General features: G+C 57.8%; 23 protein-coding genes and 1 pseudogene. 16 read left to right on the plus strand and 8 right to left on the minus strand.

Annotation, left to right across the window (positions count from 1 at the left end):
- Nucleotides 1-238: pseudogene (locus AC2FND_RS14070) on the minus strand (hypothetical protein); the annotation flags it as partial.
- Nucleotides 239-292: 54 nt separating this feature from the next.
- The gene (locus tag AC2FND_RS14075) at nucleotides 293-1,006 is read right to left on the minus strand and encodes a uroporphyrinogen-III synthase (protein ID WP_496770390.1); all 714 of its coding nucleotides are present in this window, start codon (nucleotides 1,004-1,006) and stop codon (nucleotides 293-295) included.
- Between the two features lie 98 nt (nucleotides 1,007-1,104).
- On the opposite strand from AC2FND_RS14075, the gene tsaD reads away from it, so the two are divergent.
- The 5 genes from tsaD (at nucleotide 1,105) to AC2FND_RS14100 (ending at nucleotide 5,292) form a co-directional block, all read left to right on the plus strand.
- A complete protein-coding gene (gene tsaD / locus AC2FND_RS14080) occupies nucleotides 1,105-2,202 on the plus strand; it encodes a tRNA (adenosine(37)-N6)-threonylcarbamoyltransferase complex transferase subunit TsaD (protein ID WP_496770391.1) in 1,098 nt (365 codons plus the stop codon).
- On the plus strand, nucleotides 2,199-3,161 hold the full coding sequence (locus AC2FND_RS14085; RefSeq protein WP_496770392.1) for an NAD(P)H-dependent glycerol-3-phosphate dehydrogenase: 963 nt from the start codon (nucleotides 2,199-2,201) through the stop codon (nucleotides 3,159-3,161). Before tsaD ends, AC2FND_RS14085 begins: the two co-directional genes overlap by 4 nt.
- 1 nt (nucleotide 3,162) lies before the next feature.
- Complete coding sequence (locus AC2FND_RS14090) at nucleotides 3,163-3,432, plus strand: YciI family protein (RefSeq protein WP_496770393.1); 270 nt, start codon at nucleotides 3,163-3,165, stop codon at nucleotides 3,430-3,432.
- Nucleotides 3,432-3,854 carry an EVE domain-containing protein gene (locus AC2FND_RS14095; protein ID WP_496770394.1) on the plus strand — a complete coding sequence of 141 codons (423 nt, stop codon included), beginning with the start codon at nucleotides 3,432-3,434 and terminating at the stop codon, nucleotides 3,852-3,854. The genes AC2FND_RS14090 and AC2FND_RS14095 overlap by 1 nt, the downstream gene beginning before the upstream one ends.
- Before the next feature lie 160 nt (nucleotides 3,855-4,014).
- Nucleotides 4,015-5,292, plus strand: a complete 1,278-nt coding sequence (locus AC2FND_RS14100) for a hypothetical protein (RefSeq protein WP_496770395.1) — start codon at nucleotides 4,015-4,017, stop codon at nucleotides 5,290-5,292.
- Nucleotides 5,293-5,511: 219 nt separating this feature from the next.
- On the opposite strand, the gene AC2FND_RS14105 is transcribed toward AC2FND_RS14100, so the two are convergent.
- The 4 genes from AC2FND_RS14105 to AC2FND_RS14120 form a co-directional block, all read right to left on the minus strand.
- Nucleotides 5,512-5,853 carry a DUF2853 family protein gene (locus AC2FND_RS14105; RefSeq protein ID WP_267366309.1) on the minus strand — a complete coding sequence of 114 codons (342 nt, stop codon included), beginning with the start codon at nucleotides 5,851-5,853 and terminating at the stop codon, nucleotides 5,512-5,514.
- Nucleotides 5,854-5,990: 137 nt separating this feature from the next.
- The gene (locus AC2FND_RS14110; protein WP_496770396.1) at nucleotides 5,991-6,740 is read right to left on the minus strand and encodes an extensin-like domain-containing protein; all 750 of its coding nucleotides are present in this window, start codon (nucleotides 6,738-6,740) and stop codon (nucleotides 5,991-5,993) included.
- 13 nt (nucleotides 6,741-6,753) lie between these two features.
- On the minus strand, nucleotides 6,754-8,142 hold the full coding sequence (ahcY, locus tag AC2FND_RS14115) for an adenosylhomocysteinase (RefSeq protein WP_480506831.1): 1,389 nt from the start codon (nucleotides 8,140-8,142) through the stop codon (nucleotides 6,754-6,756).
- A gap of 102 nt (nucleotides 8,143-8,244) precedes the next feature.
- Nucleotides 8,245-8,559: a hypothetical protein gene (locus AC2FND_RS14120; RefSeq protein ID WP_480506832.1), complete on the minus strand. Its 315-nt coding sequence runs from the start codon at nucleotides 8,557-8,559 to the stop codon at nucleotides 8,245-8,247.
- A gap of 206 nt (nucleotides 8,560-8,765) precedes the next feature.
- Between AC2FND_RS14120 and AC2FND_RS14125 the strand changes: the two genes are divergently transcribed.
- Together AC2FND_RS14125 and AC2FND_RS14130 are read left to right on the plus strand one after the other, a co-directional pair.
- Nucleotides 8,766-9,359 carry an HD domain-containing protein gene (locus tag AC2FND_RS14125; protein WP_480506833.1) on the plus strand — a complete coding sequence of 198 codons (594 nt, stop codon included), beginning with the start codon at nucleotides 8,766-8,768 and terminating at the stop codon, nucleotides 9,357-9,359.
- A gap of 36 nt (nucleotides 9,360-9,395) precedes the next feature.
- A complete protein-coding gene (locus AC2FND_RS14130; RefSeq protein ID WP_496770397.1) occupies nucleotides 9,396-10,118 on the plus strand; it encodes an SGNH/GDSL hydrolase family protein in 723 nt (240 codons plus the stop codon).
- A gap of 38 nt (nucleotides 10,119-10,156) precedes the next feature.
- Here the strand turns inward: AC2FND_RS14130 and AC2FND_RS14135 are convergent, their stop codons facing one another.
- The gene (locus tag AC2FND_RS14135; protein WP_050604676.1) at nucleotides 10,157-10,711 is read right to left on the minus strand and encodes an ActR/PrrA/RegA family redox response regulator transcription factor; all 555 of its coding nucleotides are present in this window, start codon (nucleotides 10,709-10,711) and stop codon (nucleotides 10,157-10,159) included.
- An 81-nt stretch (nucleotides 10,712-10,792) separates the two neighbouring features.
- Nucleotides 10,793-11,419, minus strand: coding sequence for an SCO family protein (locus AC2FND_RS14140; protein WP_496770398.1), 627 nt, complete (start codon nucleotides 11,417-11,419; stop codon nucleotides 10,793-10,795).
- A 90-nt stretch (nucleotides 11,420-11,509) separates the two neighbouring features.
- Between AC2FND_RS14140 and regB the strand changes: the two genes are divergently transcribed.
- From regB to AC2FND_RS14185, 9 genes are all read left to right on the plus strand, one after another.
- Nucleotides 11,510-12,907: a sensor histidine kinase RegB gene (gene regB / locus AC2FND_RS14145; RefSeq protein ID WP_480506835.1), complete on the plus strand. Its 1,398-nt coding sequence runs from the start codon at nucleotides 11,510-11,512 to the stop codon at nucleotides 12,905-12,907.
- A 66-nt stretch (nucleotides 12,908-12,973) separates the two neighbouring features.
- Nucleotides 12,974-14,479 carry a PAS-domain containing protein gene (locus AC2FND_RS14150; RefSeq protein ID WP_496770399.1) on the plus strand — a complete coding sequence of 502 codons (1,506 nt, stop codon included), beginning with the start codon at nucleotides 12,974-12,976 and terminating at the stop codon, nucleotides 14,477-14,479.
- Nucleotides 14,480-14,521: 42 nt separating this feature from the next.
- Complete coding sequence (gene tsaE, locus AC2FND_RS14155; protein ID WP_496770400.1) at nucleotides 14,522-14,995, plus strand: tRNA (adenosine(37)-N6)-threonylcarbamoyltransferase complex ATPase subunit type 1 TsaE; 474 nt, start codon at nucleotides 14,522-14,524, stop codon at nucleotides 14,993-14,995.
- Nucleotides 14,992-15,996: an aminoglycoside phosphotransferase family protein gene (locus tag AC2FND_RS14160; protein ID WP_496770401.1), complete on the plus strand. Its 1,005-nt coding sequence runs from the start codon at nucleotides 14,992-14,994 to the stop codon at nucleotides 15,994-15,996. The genes tsaE and AC2FND_RS14160 overlap by 4 nt, the downstream gene beginning before the upstream one ends.
- Nucleotides 15,993-16,679 (plus strand): nucleotidyltransferase family protein, encoded by a 687-nt coding sequence (locus AC2FND_RS14165; protein WP_209505244.1) that lies wholly within the window; start codon nucleotides 15,993-15,995, stop codon nucleotides 16,677-16,679. The genes AC2FND_RS14160 and AC2FND_RS14165 overlap by 4 nt, the downstream gene beginning before the upstream one ends.
- On the plus strand, nucleotides 16,672-19,596 hold the full coding sequence (gene addB / locus AC2FND_RS14170; protein WP_496770402.1) for a double-strand break repair protein AddB: 2,925 nt from the start codon (nucleotides 16,672-16,674) through the stop codon (nucleotides 19,594-19,596). Before AC2FND_RS14165 ends, addB begins: the two co-directional genes overlap by 8 nt.
- Nucleotides 19,593-22,952: a double-strand break repair helicase AddA gene (addA, locus tag AC2FND_RS14175; protein ID WP_496770403.1), complete on the plus strand. Its 3,360-nt coding sequence runs from the start codon at nucleotides 19,593-19,595 to the stop codon at nucleotides 22,950-22,952. The genes addB and addA overlap by 4 nt, the downstream gene beginning before the upstream one ends.
- Before the next feature lie 60 nt (nucleotides 22,953-23,012).
- Nucleotides 23,013-23,333 carry a thioredoxin gene (gene trxA / locus AC2FND_RS14180; protein WP_209505247.1) on the plus strand — a complete coding sequence of 107 codons (321 nt, stop codon included), beginning with the start codon at nucleotides 23,013-23,015 and terminating at the stop codon, nucleotides 23,331-23,333.
- A 73-nt stretch (nucleotides 23,334-23,406) separates the two neighbouring features.
- The coding region (locus tag AC2FND_RS14185) for a Lin0512 family protein (RefSeq protein ID WP_496770404.1) at nucleotides 23,407-23,525 on the plus strand (119 nt) is incomplete at its 3' end.

The following is a 23,525-nucleotide window of genomic DNA, read 5'->3' on the forward strand; positions in this document are numbered from 1 at the left end:
CGGCTTCGGCTTCGGCTTCGGCTTCGGCTTCGGCTTCGGCTTCGGCTTCGGCTTCGGCTTCGGCTTCGGCTTCGGCTTCGGCTTCGGCTTCGGCTTCGGCTTCGGCTTCGGAAAGTTCTTCTTCTACGGTCTCAGTCGGGTCAACAGGTGTATCTTCCTGTTGCAGTTCGGGTTCGACGACGTCATCTGCCTTGGGGGTTTCCACCGGCTTTTCTTCGGACTTTTTCTTACCAGCCACCGCAATATTCCCCTTATCGAATCCAAATTCAGATGAATAACAGCCCCACTCAAGTTAATCGGGGACCGCGCCGCCCTCAACCCGCAACGCATGTTTCACAAGCTTTTTGACAGCCTTACGCATTTTCTTTGGTGTCGGCTTCTTTGCGATCTTCAGGTGCTCATAGCCCAAGGAATAAAGGGGATCAGCCGTAGCCTGGCTGATCGCAACCAGCCAAAGGGGGGCCGATCCGGCCCAGATATCGGCAAAATGTCGCGCCGTACGCGGCGAGAAAAGCGGAGCAATTATCGGCAGATTTCCTCTGGCGGCCTCGGTTGCCACGGGTGTTAGCGGCAACAACCGCTGCTGATAGACCGGCTGTTCCCGAACGGTCAGACCAGATTCGGTCAGGCTGCCAGCGACATTGCCCCGTGTATGCTCACCTCGCAGGTGCAAAAGGGGGCTTTTGGGCCGATGCTTGAGCAGATGCCCGACCAGTTCTTCTGCCGTGGTTCCGACCATCTTGGCCTGCCACCCATACCCTTTCGCGGTACCGGTTGTTGCGGGTCCCACGCAATAAGCCGGCAGAGTGCGATCAACACCTTTCGAGACCGCCGCATTCACCGCATTGGCCGATGTAAAGATCAACCCCTTTACACCTTTGGTATCCACCGCAACTGGCAGAGGCCGGATTTCCATGATCGGCGAATAGAGAACCTGAACCCGGGATTTGACGCGGGTTGGCAGCTGCTCGACAAACCTTTCCGAGGCGGAGCGAGGGCGGGTCATCAACAAAAACAACGTGTGGCGCCTTGACCCTTCAGGATTGTTTGCATCCGCGCAGGGTGATACCCCGCCGTATATACATGATGCAACGGATCAGGGTGATGGTGCAAACACTTACCGTATTGGGTTTGGAAAGCAGCTGTGACGACACAGCCGCAGCCGTCGTGCGCCAGACCGAAGGTGCCAAAGCCGAAATCCTGTCTTCTGTGGTGCACGGTCAAACCGATCTGCACAGCGCCTTTGGCGGTGTCGTGCCCGAGATTGCAGCCCGTGCGCATGCCGAAAAGCTGGATGTCTGCGTCGTGCAGGCGCTGGAGGCCGCCGGTCTGTCGCTGCGCGACATGGACGCCATTGCCGTCACCGCCGGGCCCGGTCTGATCGGAGGGGTCATGTCCGGTGTCATGTGTGCCAAAGGGCTGAGCGCCGCCACGGGCCTGCCGCTGATTGGCGTCAATCATCTTGCGGGTCACGCCCTGACACCCCGCCTGACTGACGGCGTCGCCTTCCCTTACCTCATGCTTCTGGTGTCGGGCGGCCATTGCCAATACCTGATCGCCCATAGCCCCGAGCAGTTTACCCGCCTGGGCGGCACCATCGACGATGCGCCAGGGGAAGCCTTTGACAAGACCGCTCGCCTGCTGGGCCTGCCGCAACCCGGCGGCCCGTCTGTCGAGGCTGAGTCCCGTGATGGTAATCCCCAGCGGTTCCGCTTTCCCAGGCCACTGCTCGACCGGCCCGGCTGTGACTTGTCTTTTTCGGGGCTGAAAACAGCGTTGATGCGGATGCGCGACCAGATCGTGGCCGACAAGGGTGGACTGACCCGTCAGGACCGTGCTGATCTGTGCGCAGGATTCCAGCAGGCCATAGTGGACACATTGGCCGAGAAAACCCGCCGCGCGATTGATCTGTACCTTGATCACAACCCTGTTGATCCCGTTGTCGCGGTCGCAGGTGGGGTGGCAGCGAATTCGGCTATTCGGACAGCATTAGAGTCTGTTTGTGCGCAGCAAGGCGCTCGGTTTACAGCACCTCCGCTGGCTTTGTGCACGGACAATGCCGCGATGATTGCCTATGCGGGTCTTGAACGCATTCGCACCGGCGCGCGCGACGGTCTGGACCTGACTGCCCGCCCCCGCTGGCCGCTAGATCAACGCAGCCCGGCCATGCTGGGCAGCGGTAAGAAAGGGGCCAAGGCATGAACGTATCTGTCCTAGGATCCGGTGCGTTTGGTACCGCTTTGGCGATCTCGCTGTCAGGCAACGGGCCGGTAACTCTGTGGTCCAGAAACGCCGATCAGGCGCGGCAGATGCACGAGACGCGCGAAAACTCCACCCGGCTGCCTGGGGTTTCCTTACCCACGAACATCGCCGTAACCGCAAATATCGCTGAGGCGTCGAAGGCTGACATTCTGCTTTTAGCCGTTCCTATGCAGCAATTGCGCAGCGCCTTGCAGGATCACGCCCCGGTGCTGCGCGGCAAGACATTGGTCGCTTGCTGTAAGGGGATAGAGTTGGATTCTGGCCTCGGGCCCGTTGCGGTCATCAGGGATGTTGTCCCCGACGCCCCGATCGCTTTGCTGACAGGACCCAGCTTTGCAGATGACATAGCGCGCGGTTTGCCCACTGCGTTGACACTGGCTTGCGGTGATACGAATCTTGGCAAAGCTTTGCAGACCGAGCTGGCCACTGCGAATCTGCGCCTCTATCGGACCACTGACACCATAGGTGCTGAACTTGGCGGGGCGCTGAAGAACATCATGGCCATCGGTTGCGGCGCAGCAATCGGCGCGGGGCTGGGGGACAGCGCCCGGGCCGCGTTGATGACGCGCGGTTTTGCGGAAATGCAGCGCTTTGCCGCCCTGCGTGGCGCGCGTCCTGACACCCTGATGGGCTTGTCCGGGCTTGGGGATCTGGTGTTGACCTGTTCCTCAGAGCTTTCCCGAAACTACCGTTTTGGCCTTAGTTTGGGTCTGAACCAACCGTTTGACCAACGTACTACTGTCGAAGGCGTTGCCACCGCGCGAGCTATGTCAGAGATTGCCGTCAAAGAAGGGCTGGACATGCCCATCAGTACAACTGTGGCGGATCTGAGCCATGGTGCCTACAGTGTGACCGAGGCCATCCAAAACCTGCTCAACCGCCCACTCAAGGAGGAATAACATGCTGATCGCACTCATCGCCCGTGACAAAGCCGGGGCGCTGCAAACCCGGCTGGACAATCGCGCGGCCCATCTAGCCTATATCGAAGAAACGGGTGTTGTTTCGCAGGCAGGGCCGCTGCTGGATGGCGACGCCATGATCGGTTCGCTGGTTGTGCTCGACGTCGAAGATCTGGCTGCCGCGCAAAACTGGGCAGATAATGACCCCTATGCGAAGGCGGGATTGTTCCAGTCGGTTGAGCTGGTTCCCTGGAAAAAGGTGATTGGCTGATGGCATATTGGCTATTCAAGACCGAGCCTTCGACCTGGAGCTGGGACCAGCAAATGGCCAAGGGGGACACGGGCGAGGAATGGGACGGTGTGCGCAACTATCAGGCGCGCAATTTCATGCGTCAGATGGCCATTGGGGATTGGGGATTCTTCTACCACTCTCAAAAGGACAAATCGGTTGTGGGTATTGTCGAGGTATGCGCCGAGGCACATCCCGACAGTTCCACCGATGACGAGCGCTGGGAATGCGTGGATATCAAGGCCGTCCGGTCCTTTTCCAAGCCCGTGACACTGGACCAGATCAAGGCCGACGAACGGCTTGCCGACATGGTGCTGGTGAAAAACTCTCGTTTGTCGGTGCAGCCGGTAACTGACGATCAATGGAAGGCGATCTGCGCCTTGGGTGAAACGCAGCCGGATTGACCTGCCGACCCGTATCAAGTGCAAAACTTCTCAAACGTCCGGCAAGGTGTTATGTTTCCAAGGGTTACGCCGGGTGGGGACCTGAAGGTTATGATTGCTCTGGTCGTAACCGCTTGGTGTTGTTCGGATAAATTCGATATGTTTTGAAAGTTTGAACCCCGTGTCTGACAACGAAAACGGCAACGGGACGCTCGATAACACCGTTGCTGCGAAAAGCACGAAAACCTGGGAAGCGCGCCTGAAAGAAGCGCGGGAAAAACGCGCGTCAGTGCTTGCGAAGGCGCAAGAAGAGACGTCGGAAGAACCTGTTTCGACATCTGTCCAGACAGACGAACCACCCCCGCCGGATGATACAGATACTGAGCAGATCGTTTCCGAGCGGGTCCGCTCGCTAAATCTGGACAAACCGCGCGTCAGAAAAAAACGGAAAACTTGGGTCGCGTTAGTACTGTTTGCCCTTTTGTGTGGGGCGGCCTTGCAATGGGTCGCTGCAAATCTTTTAAATGACTGGCCATCCGCAGACGCAGAAGACCAGGCTGTTCTAAATGCGCTTTCTGAAACCATTCTGGTCCCCGAAGAACCGCCTGAGGCCGCAACCACCAGCCTGCCGGACCCGAAAGACGCCCCTTCGCCAGAGGATCTGTTGGTTTCGGGGCCCTCCGAGCCTGAGCCTTTCTCAATCCCCGCCGACGTCAGCGAACCCTTGGACAAGCCAAATAGCGAGTCCGTCGATCCGGTAATTTTGGATCAATCCGACGCAACGCCCGTCCAGGAGACGGAAAGCGAGTTTGCAACCGGCCCGAACCCTGTAGCGGTAACGGAGAAGCCCGAGATTTCCTTGACGCCGCCCAAGATTTTCATTCCTGCCCAGATGGAACCCATGTTGGCTGTTGCAACTGTTTCAGACATTCAAGCCGCGAATCCGGCCTGGTATGATCCACGATTTCGCAATCCCAATCCGCTGAACAAGGGCGGATTATCGCAAGTGTCGCTGATAGCCCATGATCCTATTCCGCCAGAGATCGATACACCCGCCAATCGGCCCTACACCGAGGTGAAACCGCTGCCTGCGACTCCGGTCATTGATCTTGAGGTCTCGCTTTTTGTACCGTCGAGAGTTTCGCAAGAGACCAGCAACCGGGCATTGGAACTGCTTGCCCGAGGTCAGGCAACGGTGGTGGCAACAGCTCGGGTGGGATACCGGGTCCGAGAAACCCAGGTCCGGTTTTACCATCCCGATGACGCCGAAAACGCCGCGATGGCCGCCGATGCACTTGGGGGTATCGCACGGGACTTCACAAGCTCGGGCAGCAAGACGCGCCCGGGGCGGATCGAGGTTTATCTGGAAGGCAGCGGCGGAAATGCGGACGACAATTCAACCGTTCAGCCTGACAGCGCAGAAAACCTTATCGCGCGTATCCTAAAAGAGTTCAGATGAATAATGAGGGAAGGTTCTGACGATACAGAACCTTCCCTACCCCCGCGTGCTCCCTACTCACCACACGCGTATGGAAATGTCTGGTTCTGACCGTCCTGGTCACGGTTTGACCTTAGCCCAACCGCACCCGGCGTTTCAAACGCCAAGTCCTTAAAAAACAATTCAAATACAAAACGCCTGCCGGGTAGACGACAGGCGTTTCAGGAATGCGCGGTTAGATCAGCCGTAAACGGCTTCTTTTCCGAAATGCTTGGTCAGCATGTAATAAACCACGGCGCGGTATTTGTTGCGCTCGGACATGCCATAGGTTTCCATGGCTTTGTTGATCGCTGCCATCAGCTCGGGACCATCTGACAGGCCCAGTTTCTTGATCAGGAAGTTGTTCTTGACGGTTTCCAACTCGGACTCCTGGCTGGCTGCAACAGTTGCCGCATCTGCGTCATAAATCGCCGGGCCGCAACCGATTGTGACCTTGGTCAGCAGGTCCATATCGGGGTTCATCCCACACTTGTTTTTCAGATCTTCAGCGTATTTGGCGATCAGCTCGTCGCGCTTGCCCATGTCCCAATCTCCTTTATCCGTTAATCCGGCACCAATCACCGATAGCCGAGATTAGACGTGTCACAGGTCTGCCAAAAAGGATAAAAAACTGCGTTTCCTCCCCCTTAACGGGGGCTGGAAGGCACAGAATGCAAGACCTATCTGCAGTACCCCCAGCCATTACCTTGCAGGTGGAAATGATCCGCGTGCAAGCGATTGAAGTCCGGGCCCAGAACCACACGAAACCAGTCGCACGCGCCCCGCCAGATCTGTCGCAGGAACGCGGGTTCGGCGCCGGAGCCCTGCCAGTCATTTAACAGGGTCAGCACGCGGCCATCGCTCGTCTCTACACCGATGATATCGATCGAGTCCGCACGGGCATGGCTGCTCCATCCGTTGTTTTCACCCTTCAGGGTGCGCATACGCCTGCAGTTGTAACTTCCAACATGGCGCAATCGGGCAATACCGGTTCCAAGCAGTTCGTGCGCGGCCGGCAGCACGACATGGTGTTCCCACATCGCCAGCCGCAATGTTGTGGCGCAACTGGTTTCAACGGCTTCGATATGCGAAGTGGCCAGTCGGGTCAGAAGGCCGCGTGCGGCAATTCCACAATTCTGATCAACGACCAGATCCTCCATCGCCTCGAAATGAACACCCGCTTCGGCCAACGTAGCCCGACACTGGGTTTCATCCGCCACGGTGCGGTTCAGTTGATATCGGGTGACCGGCGTCACCGGTGCGCTGACCTTCAGGTCGCGCAACGGGTTCCAGTGCGATGGCACAGGTGTCTCTGGATGCGCCAACAGCACCCAGCCGCCGCAGCCCAGCACGATCATCACAACCAAAATCCTGAAAACGAAGAACGCCGCCAAGTAAAGAAACCGGCGGCGTCCGTTGTTCTGCGTCATCGTCAGACGACAATCAGTAGCGATAGTGTTCCGGCTTGTACGGACCTTCTGGCTTGACGCCAATATAAGCGGCCTGATCCGCATCCATCTGGGTCAGCTTCACACCGATGCGATCCAGATGCAGGCGAGCTACTTTTTCGTCCAGATGTTTGGGCAGGATGTAGACCTTGTTCTCGTACTGGTCACCTTTGGTGAACAGCTCGATCTGTGCCAGAACCTGGTTGGTGAACGAGGCCGACATCACGAAAGACGGGTGACCTGTGGCGTTGCCAAGATTCAGCAGACGGCCTTCAGACAGCAGGATCAGACGGTTGCCCGAAGGCATCTCGATCATGTCCACCTGCTCCTTGATGTTGGTCCACTTGTGGTTCTTCAGGCTAGCCACCTGAATCTCGTTGTCGAAGTGGCCGATATTGCCAACGATGGCCATATCCTTCATCTCGCGCATATGCTCGATGCGGATCACGTCCTTGTTGCCGGTGGTGGTGATGAAGATATCCGCGCTGGCAACTTCGTCTTCCAGCAAGGTCACTTCGAACCCATCCATCGCAGCCTGCAGCGCGCAAATCGGGTCAACTTCGGTCACCTTCACGCGCGCACCCGCGCCGCGCAGGCTAGCGGCCGAGCCCTTGCCCACGTCGCCATAACCGCAAACCACAGCAACCTTACCGGCCATCATGGTGTCGGTGGCGCGGCGGATACCATCGACCAGCGATTCCTTGCAGCCGTATTTGTTGTCGAATTTCGACTTGGTGACGCTGTCATTCACGTTGATCGCCGGAAACGGCAGGTGGCCGTCTTTCACCAGCTGATACAGACGGTTCACGCCGGTGGTGGTTTCCTCGGACACGCCTTGGATCTGGTCGCGCATCTTGGTGAACCAACCGGGGCTGGCCGCCATACGCTTGGCGATCTGCTTCTTGATCACCTCTTCCTCTTCCGAACCCGGAACAGGGATGATGTCTTCGCCTGCCTCAGCACGCGCGCCCAGCAGGATGTACAGGGTCGCGTCGCCACCATCGTCAAGGATCATGTTCGGACCGTCTTCGAACAGGAAGGATTTATCCAGATAATCCCAATGCTCTTCCAGTGTCTGACCCTTGATGGCGAAGACAGGAATGCCCGCCTCGGCAATCGCGGCGGCGGCATGGTCCTGCGTCGAGAAGATGTTGCACGACGCCCAGCGCACATCCGCACCCAGCGCAACCAGCGTTTCAATCAGAACGCCGGTCTGGATGGTCATGTGCAGCGACCCAACGATACGCGCACCTGTCAGAGGCTTGCTGTCCCCATATTCCGCACGCAGGGACATCAGTCCCGGCATCTCGGTTTCGGCAATATCCAATTCCTTGCGGCCGAACCCGGCCAGCGAAATGTCTTTAACGATATAGTCCACGGCCATCAGGCGCTCCATTTTCGGTAAGTCATAGTCCCGGCTGCCCCTAGCATTCCTTGGGGCAGGTGGCAACTTTGAAGACTGTTACCGGAAGCCTGGTGGCCGCTTTCAGCTTGGCGTGCCTTCGATTTTTATCTTTGGTATCGCTTCAAAAAAATCTGTGCCAACGGCAACAATACAGCTGATTCCGTTCGCATTGGTTACCAAAACGGTATAACTGCCCGTTTCCTTCGAGGCCCAGACTTCCATCACCGACTGTGCGCTGCGTGTCTTTTGCAAACCGCCAAAGGCCAATTCTTCGGCGTAGTTTTCCTGCAATTTGGCGACAATATCGTCGCGTTCTGCACAGCTCCGGGCAAATGCTGGTGGGGCGGTCGCGGCCATACCAAAGGTCAGGGCAATGGCAAACAAACGCTTGAACATGACAAACTCCTATCGTTTCGCGTTTCACGGTCGAGAGGAGCACACCGGGAGAAGCATGTGCCCCCCTCGGTTTTGATGTCGGGATCATGGCGCGCCGTTTCAAAGCACAAATGCTCAAGAAACTGTTGGCAGCAAGTGATCCAGACAGGTACATCATAACACAAAAATATGGCGCAATCGCGTCCGGTCAGGCGAGGCATAGCAAAATGGCAACACAACCCAGAGCATGGCAGCGCATGTTATCGGGGCGTCGGCTGGACCTGCTGGATCCGACCCCGGTAGATATCGAGATCGAAGATATCGCGCATGGGCTTGCTTTTGTGGCACGTTGGAACGGGCAGACACGCGGCGATTTCGCCTATTCAGTCGCCGAGCACTCCCTGTTGGTTGAGGAGCTCTTTGGCAGAATTGCCCCCAAGACACCCGTCAAATGGCGGTTGGCAGCCCTGTTACATGACGCGCCGGAATACGTGATCGGTGACATGATTTCCCCGGTCAAATCCGCCGTCGGCCCCGGCTACGGCGCCTTGGACGACCGGCTGGCGGCGGCGATCCACATTCGGTTCGGCCTGCCCGCTGAGGTGCCAAAAGCGGTGAAACGGCAGATCAAGAAGGCCGACAAGATCAGCGCCTGGATGGAGGCCACCCAAATCGCAGGGTTTTCTGACGCTGAGGCAACGAAATTCTTTGGTCGCCCGGATAAAGCGGTGATGGAGGGATTGGAGATTACGCTGAGACCACCGGTCGAAGTAAGGAAAGCCTACACAGATCGGCACACAGTGCTTCTCGCGCTACTTTAGCGACGTGCAACCTGAACAGCTAAAGGTAATGGTGAAATGAGCGCGAAACGACCGATTGGGAACCGGATCTTGCTTGCAACAAATTTGGTGCTGATCCTGGCGCTAACAGCCGTGTTGATCAGAACTGGGTATCTGGCGAAGACAGTACGCAAGCTTACCGGAGCGCATACTCCCGTCACAGAAACTAAACACTATCAGACAATGGTGTGGCTGCACAAACGACCGATTTCCCAAGCTCTAGCGTCACCGAATATTCAAATCGCATTTATTGGTGATTCCATCATCGAGGGATGGCTAACCAGCAACATCGTTTCAAACGCATTGAATCTGGGAATCAGTCGGGACACAACCCAAGGCTTAATAGCAAGGGTACACCCGGAGCTCATCACTCATGTTCCGGTCTGGTACTTGGGTGTTGGGGTTAATGACGCCCTGAACGACACACCTCTGGAGGAGATTCCGAAATATGTTAAGCAGTTAGCGGATGTGTTCACCTCCGTAGACAGATTGATCTGGCGTGCCGTTCTGCCTGTCGCAAGCGAAACTTGGACTATCGAAAACGAAACGTTTCGAACCACCTACAACATTGCAGCACAACAAGCTTGCTTGGAGATGGGAAACTGCACGTTTCTCAACTCCCCTCCCGAGTATAGTGATAACATCGACAAGTGGACATCGGACGGCCTACACCCCAATCCAATCGGTTATCGTCACCTGACACAGCAGCTTTGCGCTGAAATAAAGTGTTCCCTTCAGTGACGCTGAGTGGGGTTTTTTGCGGTGATTAGGTTATAGTCTCAACGCGGGCTGCGTTTCGCTAGTATCCGCTGCAAGGTCCGGCGGTGCATGTTCAGCCGCCGTGCGGTCTCACTGACATTCCGGTCGCACAGCTCATAAACCCGCTGGATGTGCTCCCAACGCACGCGGTCCGCGCTCATCGGGTTTTCCGGCGGCGGGGGCAATTCGTCACCCTTGGCCAGCAGCGCATTGGTGATGTCGGTGGCGTCGGCGGGTTTCGACAGATAATCGGTTGCGCCGATTTTTACGGCGGCGACTGCGGTCGCAATCGCCCCGTACCCGGTCAGAACCACGACCCGGCTGTCGGGGCGTTTTTCGCGCAAAACCTCAACCACATCCAGACCGTTGCCATCCTCCAGTCGCAGGTCAACAACCGCGTAAGCCGGTGGGCGGGCGGTGGAAATTGCACGGCCTGCGGCGACGGATCCTGCGGTTTCAACCTCGAACCCACGCTTTTCCATGGCCTTGGCCAAACGTCTCAGGAACGGCTCGTCATCATCCACCAAAAGCAGGGATTTGTCAGGGCCGATATCAAGCTGAGAACTGTCTGCCATATGTTAGGTCTTTCCGCTATTTCATGCCTTTGGCTTAAACATGAGTAATAGCAGCGCAGAAACAAAGGTCAAACAACCTTGTTAAGGCGCAGCCTGTTCCAGAAAGCACCCGACCTTGTCCGCCATCTGTTCGGCGGTGTCATCGCGCTTGAAGAATTCAAGGAAACCATGTTCGGGCGTCACCAGATAGGTGAAGGTGGAATGGTCAACAAGGTAGAATTCGTCGCTTTTTTCCTGTGCCTTGTAATAGGTCTTGTAAGCCTTGCTCGCCGCCCTGACCTGTTCGGGCGAACCGGTCAACGCAATCGTCTTGCCGCCAAGATTGAAGGCATAATCATCCACAACCTCGGGCGTGTCCCGTTCGGGATCGATCGAGATGAACAGCGCCGTTGCCGACTGCCCGCGCTGGTTCAGGATATCCACGGCCTCAACATTGCGGGACATGTCAAACGGGCAGACATCGGGGCAGAATGTATAGCCGAAATAGACAAGTGTGGGTTCGGTGATCACGTCTTTGTCGGTCACCGTCTCACCCTTGCCATTCACCAGTTCAAACGGCCCGCCGATAGCAGCGGTCCCCCCGGCGATCTGCCCGGATCGGCACTGTGCAAACTGGTCGCCGGAACCGCCCCCACGCGTCAAAAGCCACATCGCACCAAGACCGATGGCCAGAACGAGAGTTGCAAGAATTGCGTATAGGCGGGTCATTTCGGTTTTCCGGTCGCAAGGAGTTGTTGATCGTTCCGGCCGGGACACCTAACAAGATGACCAGCCTTTGCAACAGGACATAAGCGACCGATGGCAGATTCCAATCAGACTTTTTGGCGCGGCCAGGAACGCAGCAGCTGGATCCGCCTGCGCACCCTGATCCTGTTGCGATGGGTTGCTATTTTTGGTCAGATCACCGCCATCACCGTGGCCCAGCAATACTATCACGTGCAGCTGGAACTGGGCCTGTGTTATCTGGCCATCGGGATCTCGGTGATGGGTAACCTGACTGCCATTCTGTTGTTTCCACAGAACAAGCGGATGTCCGAGTTCGAAAACTTCCTGATGGTTTTGTTCGACCTGCTGCAACTGTCGATCTTGCTGTATCTGACGGGCGGGCTGAATAACCCCTTTGCGCTTCTGCTTTTGGGGCCGGTCACAATTTCCGCCAATGTGATGAGCACACGGTCGACCTTGATTGTCGGGGCTGTTGCGATTGTTCTGACCACCCTGCTGGCGGAATTCCACCTGCCGCTGCGGACCAACGTCGGGGTGGTTTTGGACATTCCGGAAATCCTGCTGTTTGGCAACTGGGCTGCTATCATTATCGCCATCGTCTTTATCGGTGCTTATTCTCACCGCGTCAGTTCCGAGGTTCAGTCCATGTCCGAAGCGCTGGCTGCCACCCATATGGCACTGGCGCGCGAGCAAAAGCTGACCGATCTTGGCGGCGTGGTCGCCGCCGCCGCGCACGAGCTGGGCACCCCTTTGGCCACGATCAAACTGACGAGTGCGGAACTGATCGAAGAGCTGGATGACCGTCCCGACCTCAAGGAAGACGCCGCCTTGATCCGCGAACAGGCTGATCGGTGCCGCGACATTCTGCGCGATATGGGTCGTGCCGGAAAAGATGACCTGCATTTGCGGCAGGCTCCGCTTTCAACGGTGGTGAACGAAGCCGCCGAGCCACATGTTGACCGGGGCAAGGTCGTTCATTTTTCGGAAGGCCCGGTGCAGGACGGAGACGTGCTGCAACCCTCGATCCTGCGAAAGCCCGAGATTATTCACGGGCTCCGCAATCTGATCCAGAATGCCGTGGACTTTGCCCGAGCGAATGTCTGGGTCGAAGCCGAATGGACAGACAGCAGGATCACCGTCAGCATCATGGATGACGGGCGCGGCTACCCGTCGCACATGATTGGACGCATCGGTGACCCCTTCATGCGCCGCAGACGGGCCGAAGCCGACTTGCGAACCCGCCCGGAATACGAAGGTATGGGACTGGGACTGTTTATCGCAAAAACGTTGCTGGAACGCAGCGGCGCCGAACTGAAATTCGCAAATGGCACGGACCCGTATCAGCACCTGACCGATCAAAAAGACCGGACAGGTGCAATCGTCAAGGTCTCGTGGCCGCGCAATCTGATTGACGCGCAAAAGGGTGACACGCCGGTTCCATCCGGTTCCAACAAACGCATTCAGGTATGAGTTAAGGAGCCGTTAACTAATCCTGCCCATAGTCAGCCGGGGTTTGGTTCTACCTTGGGGATATTAATGGCCGACTGGATCATTTTGGCCGCGATCAGCCTGGTATCGGGATGCTTTGCCGTGCAATGGTTATTGCCACGCCAGACGCGACGCGACGATGTCTTTGGTTTGTTTTCGACAACATCCCTGTTCGATGCGGTATTCCTGTTTGATGGTGATCACCTGATCAGCCACTCCGATATCGCGCTTGCCGGGTTCGAACATGTTGGAAGCTGGCAGGACTTGCGCCGCCTGCTGCAAAGGGATTTCCCCACCTTCCCCGAAACACCCGAAAAGGTTCGTGATCAAAATGTACTGGTAATCTCGGCCATTGATTGCACGGTGGAACGCGAAGTGGTGTGTGAATGGATCGACGGGATTGTCCGCGTGCGTCTGCACGAACCGGCCAGAATCGCTCCGACCGGGTCAAGCGCGCTGAGTGAACCGAGCCGTCTGGCCATGGAACAGGCCCCCTATCCGGTATGGTTGCTGGATCACAACAGCCAGGTGCAATGGTGCAATGCAGCTTATGTCACGCTTGTTCGCCGGGCCCGTGGTCAGGATGCCGATCTGACTGCCCCGCTTTTTCCGGACGCCTCTGATGCGCCGTCGCTCGGAAAATCAAGGGTGGCGGTGGATGTGACAGGAACCAACAGCAAGTTGTGGTTCGACCTGACGCAGATCGGGCAGGACGACGGGCGGTTATGTTACGCCACAGACATCAACGCCATTGTCGAAGCTGAAACTGCGCAACGCAAGTTCGTGCAGACCATGACCAAGACCTTTGCTCAACTTTCGATTGGCCTGGCCATTTTTGACCGCAACCGGCAACTGGCGCTGTTCAACCCAGCCCTGATCGATCTGACAACGCTGCCGCCGGATTTCCTCAGCTGCCGCCCGAATATCAGCAGTTTCTTCGATCGGCTTCGGGATCAGCACATGATGCCAGAACCCAAGAACTACCGCACCTGGCGGCGTCAGATGAACGACCTGCTGGAAGCGGCCGAGGGCGGAAACTATCACGAAACATGGTCGCTGCCCTCCGGCTCGGTTTATTCTGTAAGCGGCAGGCCGCATCCCGATGGGGCCGTTGCGTTTCTGTTCGAAGATATTACTGCCGAAATCACGTTGACGCGCCGCTTCCGGTCCGAGATGGATCTGATGCAATCCATTTTGGACAAGCTGGCCGATGCAATCGCTGTATTTGCCGATGATGGAACCCTGGCCCTTACCAACTACGCCTACGAAAAGCTTTGGGGCAGCTCACAGGAAATCGGCTTTCAGACCGACACCATCACCGATGTCACGCGGCATTGGCAGGACCATTGTGTCGCTACGCCGATCCTTGGAGAGATCCGGGATTTTGTCGAAATGCGGGATAATCGGGCGGAATGGACGGCTGAAATCCGGATGCGGTCAGGTATCACTTTGGACTGCACGGTTTCACCGGTTCATAATGGTGCGACGATCGTGCGGTTTGCACCCGTGGATATTCTGACAAAAACAGCTCCGATGAAACAGATCAGCGCCTGAACCGGGGTTGCAGCCGATTAGGCAGAACGTCATTGTGACGCCATGACGACGACCCCCCAAACCCTGACGTTTATATCGCCCGATGAAACCGCAGATTTCGCGGCCCGTGTCGGGTCTTCGCTTGATGCCGGGGATGTCCTGTTGCTTAGCGGTGCAATCGGCAGCGGCAAAACGCATTTCGCACGCAGCCTCATTCAATCACTCATGCCTGAACCCGAAGACGTGCCATCACCCACATTCACTTTGGTTCAGACCTATGACACCCCGGCGGGTGAGATCTGGCACTGCGATCTTTATCGGCTGAACGCGTTGGAGGATGTGGATGAACTGGGTTTGGTCGATGCCTTGGACACAGCAATCTGCCTTGTGGAATGGCCGGAAAAGCTGGGCGCACTAGCCCCTGCCGCTTCGTTAAAGCTGGCCTTCGAAACAGACCCTGACACAGAAGAAACCCGCCACGTGTCCTTGTCATGGACCGATCCGAAATGGGTAGAAAAGCTGGAGAGTGCAGGATGACAAACAGGACAATCCTGGCAGAGGCCCTTATTGCGCAAACTCCTTGGGCCGGTGCAACGCGTGCACCACTGGCCGGCGACGCATCGAACCGCAGGTACGAACGCGTGACCGATCCGTTCAGTGGGCGAACGGCTGTCCTGATGGATGCACCACCTGACAAGGGCGAAAGCGTCGAATCGTTTGTGCGTGTTGCCGAGTATCTGCGTTCAATTGGCCTGAGTGCGCCCGAGATTTACGCAGAAGACGCTGAATATGGATTTCTGCTGCTGGAAGATCTGGGTGATGATCTGTTTGCACGCGTCCTGAAAAAAGATCCGTCCAAAGAACGCCTTTTGTACGAGGCCGCGACAGACGTGTTGCTTCACCTGCATCAGGCCCCATTATTGTCGCTACCGTCCTACGACCCGGCCCTGATGACGGACCTGGCGGCGCTGGCGCTTACGAAATATGCCGCTGGAATTCAGGGCAATGTTGATCAGGACGTTCTGGACCGGTTCGAACTTCGGTTTGCCGATATTCTGCACCGAGAAACCTCTGGGGACAAAGTTGTCATTCAAAGGGACTATCACGCGGAAAACCTTCTTTGGCTGCCCGAGCGCGACGGCATAAGGCGCGTCGGATTGCTGGATTTCCAATTGGCCATGCTGGGGCACCCCGCCTATGATCTGGTATCCTTGCTTCAGGACATTCGCCGCGATGTTTCGGTCGGGACAGAAATGCAGATGATCAACCGCTATATTGCAGGATCAGGTATGGATGATCACGAGTTTCGGACCGCGTACAGCGTATTGGGTGCGCAGCGAAATCTTCGCATCCTTGGCGGTTTTTCGCGGCTGGCAACCGATTACGGCAAGCCGCAATATCTGGACATGATCCCGGCGGTCTGGTCGCACCTCATGCGGGATCTGGAACACCCTGCCCTTGTATCGGTGGCCTCGCTGTTGCACGACGCTCTGCCCCGACCAACACCTCAGAATTTGGCCAGGCTGAGGCCGCAATGACCGGATCGCCCTTTGCCGTAATGTTGTTTGCCGCCGGGTTTGGCACCCGTATGGGCGCGTTGACCAAGGACCGACCCAAACCGCTGATCGAAGTGTCCGGGCGCCCCCTGATCGACCATGCGCTGGACCTTGTCGACAACCTTGGCCCTGTTCGCACAGTGGCAAACGTGCATTACCACGCCGATCAGCTCGACGCGCATCTCGGGCCTAAAGGCATTCTGATATCGCGGGAGGAGCCGGAGATCCTGGAAACCGGCGGCGGGTTGCGCGCAGCCCTGCCATTGCTGGGCACCGACCCTGTGTTCACCCTGAATACCGATGCAATCTGGTCCGGCCCAAATCCATTGAAACTGCTGCAAAACGCATGGGACCCGTCCCGCATGGATGCGCTTTTGATGTGTGTTCCGACTGCGCAGGCCATTGGTCACAACGGGCCGGGTGATTTTACCGCTGATCGGTTGGGGCGGATCACGCGTGGACCCGGATTGGTTTACGGGGGTGCACAGATTCTCAAGACACAAGGGTTGCACGCCTTCTCGCAGCCAGCGTTTTCGTTGAACCTGCTTTGGAACCAGATGCAGGATCAGGGGCGTTTGTTCGGCATCGAGTATCCCGGTCGCTGGTGTGATGTGGGTCACCCCGATGGGATCGCTCTGGCCGAGGATTTGCTGGCAGATGTTTGACCCCGGACCCCTGCCCCGCGTCTTCGCCGTCCCACCCGGTACGGATTTCCCCAAGGCGTTGGTCGACGGCCTGAGGCGGCGTTGTTCAGGCCCGCCCGAAGCTATGGCGCGGGTGGAACTGGTGTTGAACACGCGGCGTATGGAACGGCGCGTACGTGATCTGTTCAATCAGGGGCCACCTTGCCTGCTGCCCCGCATCTCTCTGGTTACCGATCTGGGGGACAGTGCTGATCTGGCGCATATTCCACCTGCCATTCCGCCCCTTCGGCGGCGTCTGGAGTTGACACAGCTGGTCGCCAAATTGTTGGAACAACAACCGGATTTGGCCGCGCGGTCGTCGGTTTTTGACCTGTCCGACAGTCTGGCGGCGCTAATTGACGAAATGCAGGGCGAAGGTGTGTCGCCGGACAAAATCCGGGGGCTGGATGTCAGCGACATGTCCGGCCATTGGGCGCGGGCTCAGACCTTTATTGGTATCGCAGATCATTTCATTGACACGGGCTCGCAGGTGATGGACGCGCAGGCCCGCCAACGCCGCGTGGTCGAAAACCTGATCGCCCGCTGGCAAACCGATCCCCCCCTGCATCCGGTTATACTGGCCGGGTCGACCGGTTCGCGCGGCACCACGCTGATGCTGATGGACGCCGTCGCGCGCTTGCCGCAAGGGGCGCTGGTACTGCCCGGATACGATTTCGACCAGCCGGATCGCGTTTGGGAAGGGTTGGATGATGCGTTGACTTCGGAAGATCATCCGCAATACCGGTTTCGCAAGCTGATGCACGGGCTGGGCCTGTCACCCGGCCAGATCACCCCCTGGACAGACCTGAACGCCCCCTCGCCTGCCCGTAACCGTCTGGTTTCCCTGGCTTTGCGCCCGGCCCCGATCACCAATGCCTGGATGAGCGAAGGCCCGAAACTGGCTGATCTACTCGGCGCAACCAAAGACCTGACACTGGTCGAGGCGCAATCACCGCGGGACGAGGCTTTGGCCATTGCCCTGCGCCTGCGAAAGGCTGCTGAAACCGGTCAGACCGCCGCCCTGATCACGCCCGATCGCATGTTGACCCGTCAGGTCAGTGCCGCGCTGGATCGGTGGAACATTCTGGCGGATGACAGCGCCGGTTTGCCGCTGCACCTCTCGCCTCCGGGCCGGTTTCTGCGACATGTGGCTGGTCTGTTCACGCGCCGTCTGGAGGGCGAGGCGCTGCTTACCTTGCTAAAACACCCATTGTGCCATGACGGCAGTGAACGCGGTAACCATTTGCTGCACACGCGTGATCTGGAACTGGACCTGCGCCGCAATGGCCCGCCATTTCCGGATGGCACCAGCCTCGCAGCATTTGCAGCACGCAAAGAAACCCCCGAGGCCTGGGTCCAATGGGTTGTTCACCACTTCTGCGATCAACAGATCAATGGCGAGTTGGCGCTTTCCGACTGGGTAGATCGGGTCACAACACTGGCCGAGGCGATCTCGGCTGGCAGTGCAGGTGAAACCGGCACGTTGTGGGACAAGAACGCGGGTCAAAAGGCACTGGCAGTGCTGAATTCGCTCAGGGATGAGGCGCAACATGGCGGGCCTATGATGGCCCATGATTTTGCCGATCTTCTGGGCGCATTGCTAGCAGGGGAAGAGGTCCGCGACCGCGACGCGCCACATCCGCATATTATGATCTGGGGCACACTCGAAGCGCGGGTACAGGGTGCAGACCTGTTGATCCTTGGCGGATTAAACGAAGGCAGTTGGCCAGAAGCCCCGGCTCCTGACCCCTGGCTGAACCGGCAGATGCGGGATAGGGCGGGGTTGTTGTTGCCCGAACGGCGGATTGGCCTGTCGGCGCATGATTTTCAACAGGCCATCGGCGCGCCCGAGGTCTGGCTAACCCGCGCAACCCGCTCGGATGATGCAGAAACGGTGCCGTCCCGTTGGGTGAACCGGCTGACAAACCTGTTGCAAGGCCTGCCTGAGCAGGGTGGCCCGCAAGCGCTGGCCGAAATGCGCGCCCGTGGCCAAAACTGGCTGAACTGGTCCGAAGCTCTGGAAGACGCGCCGCGCATTGACCCCGCGCCGCGCCCATCCCCGCGCCCGCCAGTTGCCGCGCGTCCACGTCACCTGTCAGTAACGGAAATCAAGCGGCTGATCCGTGATCCTTATGCCATCTATGCCAAGCATGTGCTGCGGTTGAAACCTCTCGATCCGCTTGTCCAGGCACCCGACGCGTTGCTGCGGGGGATCGTAATCCACGAAATCCTCGAGCATTTCGTCAAGGATAGCGTGCTCGACAACGCCTTGCTGACGCGTGAGAATTTCCTGAAGCGCGCGCACGCATTGCTGGAGCAGCATGTCGCCTGGCCCACGGCGCGGCACCTGTGGCTGGCGCGGCTGGAACGAATCGCAGACGACTTTATCAGCGCCGAACTTTCGCGCCGGGGTGACGGTGGGCCAGTGGCCTTTGAAGCAGCGATGAAGCTGGTGCTAAACCCGCTGGATTTCACCCTCACGGGGCGCGCTGACCGGATCGATCACAACAGCCGGGGGGCCTTGCGGATAATCGACTATAAAACCGGCGCGCCTCCGACAGAAAGCCAGCAGTCCAAATTCGACAAGCAATTGCTGATCGAGGCTGCAATGGCTGAACAGGGCGGTATCGAAGGTCTTGACCCGATGGCGGTGGCAGAGGCGATCTTCATCGGGATGGGTGGTGCCTATAAAGAGGTGCCCGCGCCGCTGCTGAAAGAACCCGCCGAGAAGGTTCTGGCCGAACTAAAAGAGCTGATTTCAGCCTATTTAGAACCTGATCAGGGATATTCATCCCGCCGAATGCTGCACAAGGATACGGATATCGGTGACTATGATCATCTGGCCCGGTTCGGCGAGTGGGACCGGACAGCCGAAACGCGCCCCGAGGACCTGGTATGAGCGCGCGCAACGAAGCCACCGAACGGCAGGTGCAAGCCGCGCGACCCGATGCCTCGACCTGGCTGGCCGCCAATGCGGGGTCAGGAAAGACACGGGTTCTGACCGATCGGGTGGCGCGCCTGCTGTTGGGTGGCGTCCAGCCACAACACATTCTTTGCCTGACCTATACCAAAGCTGCTGCCAGCGAGATGCAGAACCGGTTGTTTGACCGTCTTGGCAAATGGGCAATGCTGGAAGATGCCAGGCTGCAAAAGGACCTGGCCGAACTGGGCGTGACCGGCGCCATCGATTCAGACCGGTTGGCACAAGCGCGCACCCTGTTTGCCCGCGCCATCGAGACGCCAGGCGGCTTGAAGATTCAGACAATTCACTCGTTCTGCGCCTCGTTGCTGCGTCGTTTCCCGCTCGAGGCCGGGGTCAGCCCGCAGTTTTCGGAAATGGAAGACCGTGCGGCAGCTTTGCTGAGGGAAGAAATTGTTGAAGATTTCGCAGAAGGCCCACAGTCCAAGCTGATCGAAGACGTGGCCCGGTTTATCACCGATACAGGCTTTGACAAGCTGACTGCGGCGATCACCCAGAAACGCAACCTGTTCGCGCAGCAACTGGATTGGTCTGATCTGCTGCAACGCTTCGAACTGCCCTCGCATTTCGACGATAATGCGTTGTTCCAAAGCGTTTTCCTGGGTGGTGAGGGTGAGCTGATCCAGTCAATTTTGCCCCTATTGCTCGAAAGTGGCGGCAATAATGCCAAGGCAGCGGCAAAGCTGGCAGGGTTCACCGAAGCACGATTGGCTCACTTGCCCATGCTGGAAGACGTGCTGCTGACAGGAAAAGGCGCAAAAGAACCGTTCACCGCCAAGATCAACGGCTTTCCCACCAAACCCCTTCGCGAAGGTGCGCTGGCGGACCGGATGCCTCAACTCGAAGCTCTCATGCTGCGGGTCGAAGCTGCACGCGAACGCCGACTGGCGCTTGTTGCAGCCCAGAAAACCGCTGTATTGCACCGCTTTGCCGCTGCATTCCTACCGGAATATGAACGCCGCAAGCAGTTGCGGGGGTGGCTGGATTTCGACGATCTGATTCTGCGCGCACGTCAGGTTCTGAATGACCCGGCGGTGGCCGAATGGGTGTTGTACCGTCTGGACGGGGGTATCGACCACATACTTGTCGACGAAGCGCAGGACACCAGCCCCGATCAATGGGATGTGGTCGAAAAACTGGCTCAGGAATTCACCAGTGGGGAGGGGGCCCGATCAGGGGTCGAGCGCACGATTTTTGTGGTCGGCGACAAAAAACAATCGATCTATTCCTTTCAGGGTGCCGATCCGCAGGCTTTTGACCGGATGCAGGAGGAGTTTGACCGAAAACTCACTGAATCAGGCTCTAAACTGTGGGGTTCGACGCTGGAATATTCCTTCCGATCCTCCAGCGCGATCTTGTCTCTGGTCGACACGCTTTTTGAGAACCGAACCGATGCAGGATTTCAGAAGGAAAGCCAGCACCGCGCCTTTAAATCCGATTTGCCCGGTCGGGTTGATCTTTGGCCCGTTGTCGAAAAAGTCGAAGACGCGGAGGAGGGGGACTGGACCGATCCGGTGGACCGGCCCGGATCACGGCATCATACCGTTATTCTGGCCGAACGGGTGGCTGCGTCGATCAAAAAAATGATCGATGACGGCGAAACGATCCCTGAAGACGGGGACATACAGGGCCAGTTTGTTCGACGCAAAGTGCAACCAGGTGATTTTCTGATCCTTGTGCAACGCCGGTCCGACCTGTTTGCCGAGATCATCCGTGCCTGCAAGGTTGCCGGGCTACCCATCGCGGGGGCGGACCGGCTTAAGGTGGGGGCCGAACTAGCAGTCAAGGATCTGGCTGCGCTGCTTGGCTTTCTGGCGACGCCCGAAGACAGCCTGTCGCTGGCGACAGTTCTGAAATCCCCGCTATTTGGATGGTCCGAGCAGCAGCTTTTCGATCTTGCCCATCGGCGGGAAGAGCAATTTCTGTGGGCTGCTTTGCGCAAACGCGCCGACGATTTCCCCAAAACTCTGGCCGTTCTGAACGATCTGCGCAGTCAGATCGACTTTCTGCGCCCCTATGACCTGATCGAACGCGTTCTGACCCGACATAACGGGCGGCGAAACCTGTTGGGCCGACTGGGACCCGAGGCTGAAGACGGTATCAATGCCCTGCTGTCGCAGGCGTTGGCCTACGAGCGGACGGATATCCCCAGCCTGACGGGATTTCTGGTCTGGATGCAGACCGACGATCTGGAAATCAAACGACAGATGAGCGGGGTCGGCAATATGATCCGGGTGATGACGGTGCACGGCTCGAAAGGGCTGGAGGCTCCGATCGTCATTCTACCTGATACCGGCAAACGGCAGCCGCCGCGCGACGCTGAAATCATGGTGGCAGACGGGACACCGCTGTGGAAGGTTTCGGCAGATCAATCGCCGAACCTGATCACTCACGCCCGGTCAGAAGCGCGCACCCGCGAGGAAAACGAACGGCTTCGCTTGCTGTATGTGGCTCTAACACGGGCCGAAAAGTGGCTGATCGTGGCGGGGGCGGGTGATTTGGGTAATGATGGCAACAGCTGGTACCAGATGGTCGAAGCGGCGATGGAAAAGGCCGGGGCAACGCAACTGCCTGGTTCAGATAAACGTCGGCTGTCCCATGGAGACTGGGATGGGTTGCCATTGGTCGAGCAGTCACACGCATCGGCCAAACATGCAGAACTGCCCGACATGTTCCTGCACCCCGCACCAGAACCAGTTGTACCGGCGGCCTCTATCAGCCCTTCGGATCTGGGTGGTGCCAAGGCGTTGCCGGGTGACGCTGGTCTGGATGAAGACGCTGCCAAACTGCGCGGAACCCGCGTGCACCTGCTGCTTGAGCATCTGCCCAAAGTCACGCAGAACCACTGGCCAGAGCTTTGTGCCCGCCTGCTGCCCGACATGAGGCACGAGGATCAGAACGCATTGCTGACCGAAGTCACAGGCGTACTGACATCCGAAGGCCTGCGACACATTTTCACGCCGGACACATTGGCCGAAATACCTGTTACTGCCGACCTGAACGGGCAGCGAATGTACGGGATTGTCGACCGCCTGATCGTGACAGACACCGAAGTCCATGTGATTGATTTCAAATCAAATGCCACCGTTCCGAACCAGGTCGAAGATTGCCCCGAAGGGTTGCTTCGCCAAATGGGCGCGTATGCGCAGGCCCTGTCGCAGATCTATCCAAACCATAAGATGCGCACCGCAATCCTCTGGACAAGAACGGCAAATCTTATGTGGCTGCCACACGATCTTGTGACGGATGCCGTGGCCTGCACCCAGATATCTTGACCTTGCCTACTGCCGCCCCTACCTTCACAGCCCAAGCGCATTTCATTCAGGAGACATAATATGTCGACCGTAGCCGTCACCGACGAAACCTTTGACGCCGAAGTCAAGAACTCGGACGTTCCAGTTGTAGTGGATTTCTGGGCCGAATGGTGCGGACCCTGTAAGCAGATCGGTCCGGCACTGGAAGAGCTGGCCGCCGAATATGGCGGCAAGGTCAAGATCGCCAAGGTGGACGTGGACAACAACCCGAACTCTGCCGCCGCCATGGGCGTGCGCGGCATTCCGGCGCTGTTCATCTTCAAGGACGGTCAGGTTGTCTCGAACCGCGCAGGCGCTGCCCCCAAAGCTGCGCTGCAAAGCTGGATCGACGAATCCATCTGATCTGGCGATAACGAATTGTTCGAAAGGCGCCTCAGATCGGGGCGCCTTTTTTGTTGAAACGGCAGGGAATCCAATGGCAAAAACGCGCGTTCTTGTAGAATTCGGGATGGGCACATCCCTGCGCCGAATGGACTATACCGAGGCGTCGCTACGGGCGATCAGGGACGCGCTGTGGCACAACTCGGTCAATAT

The organism is Ruegeria sp. BHSB056, from assembly GCF_059613305.1.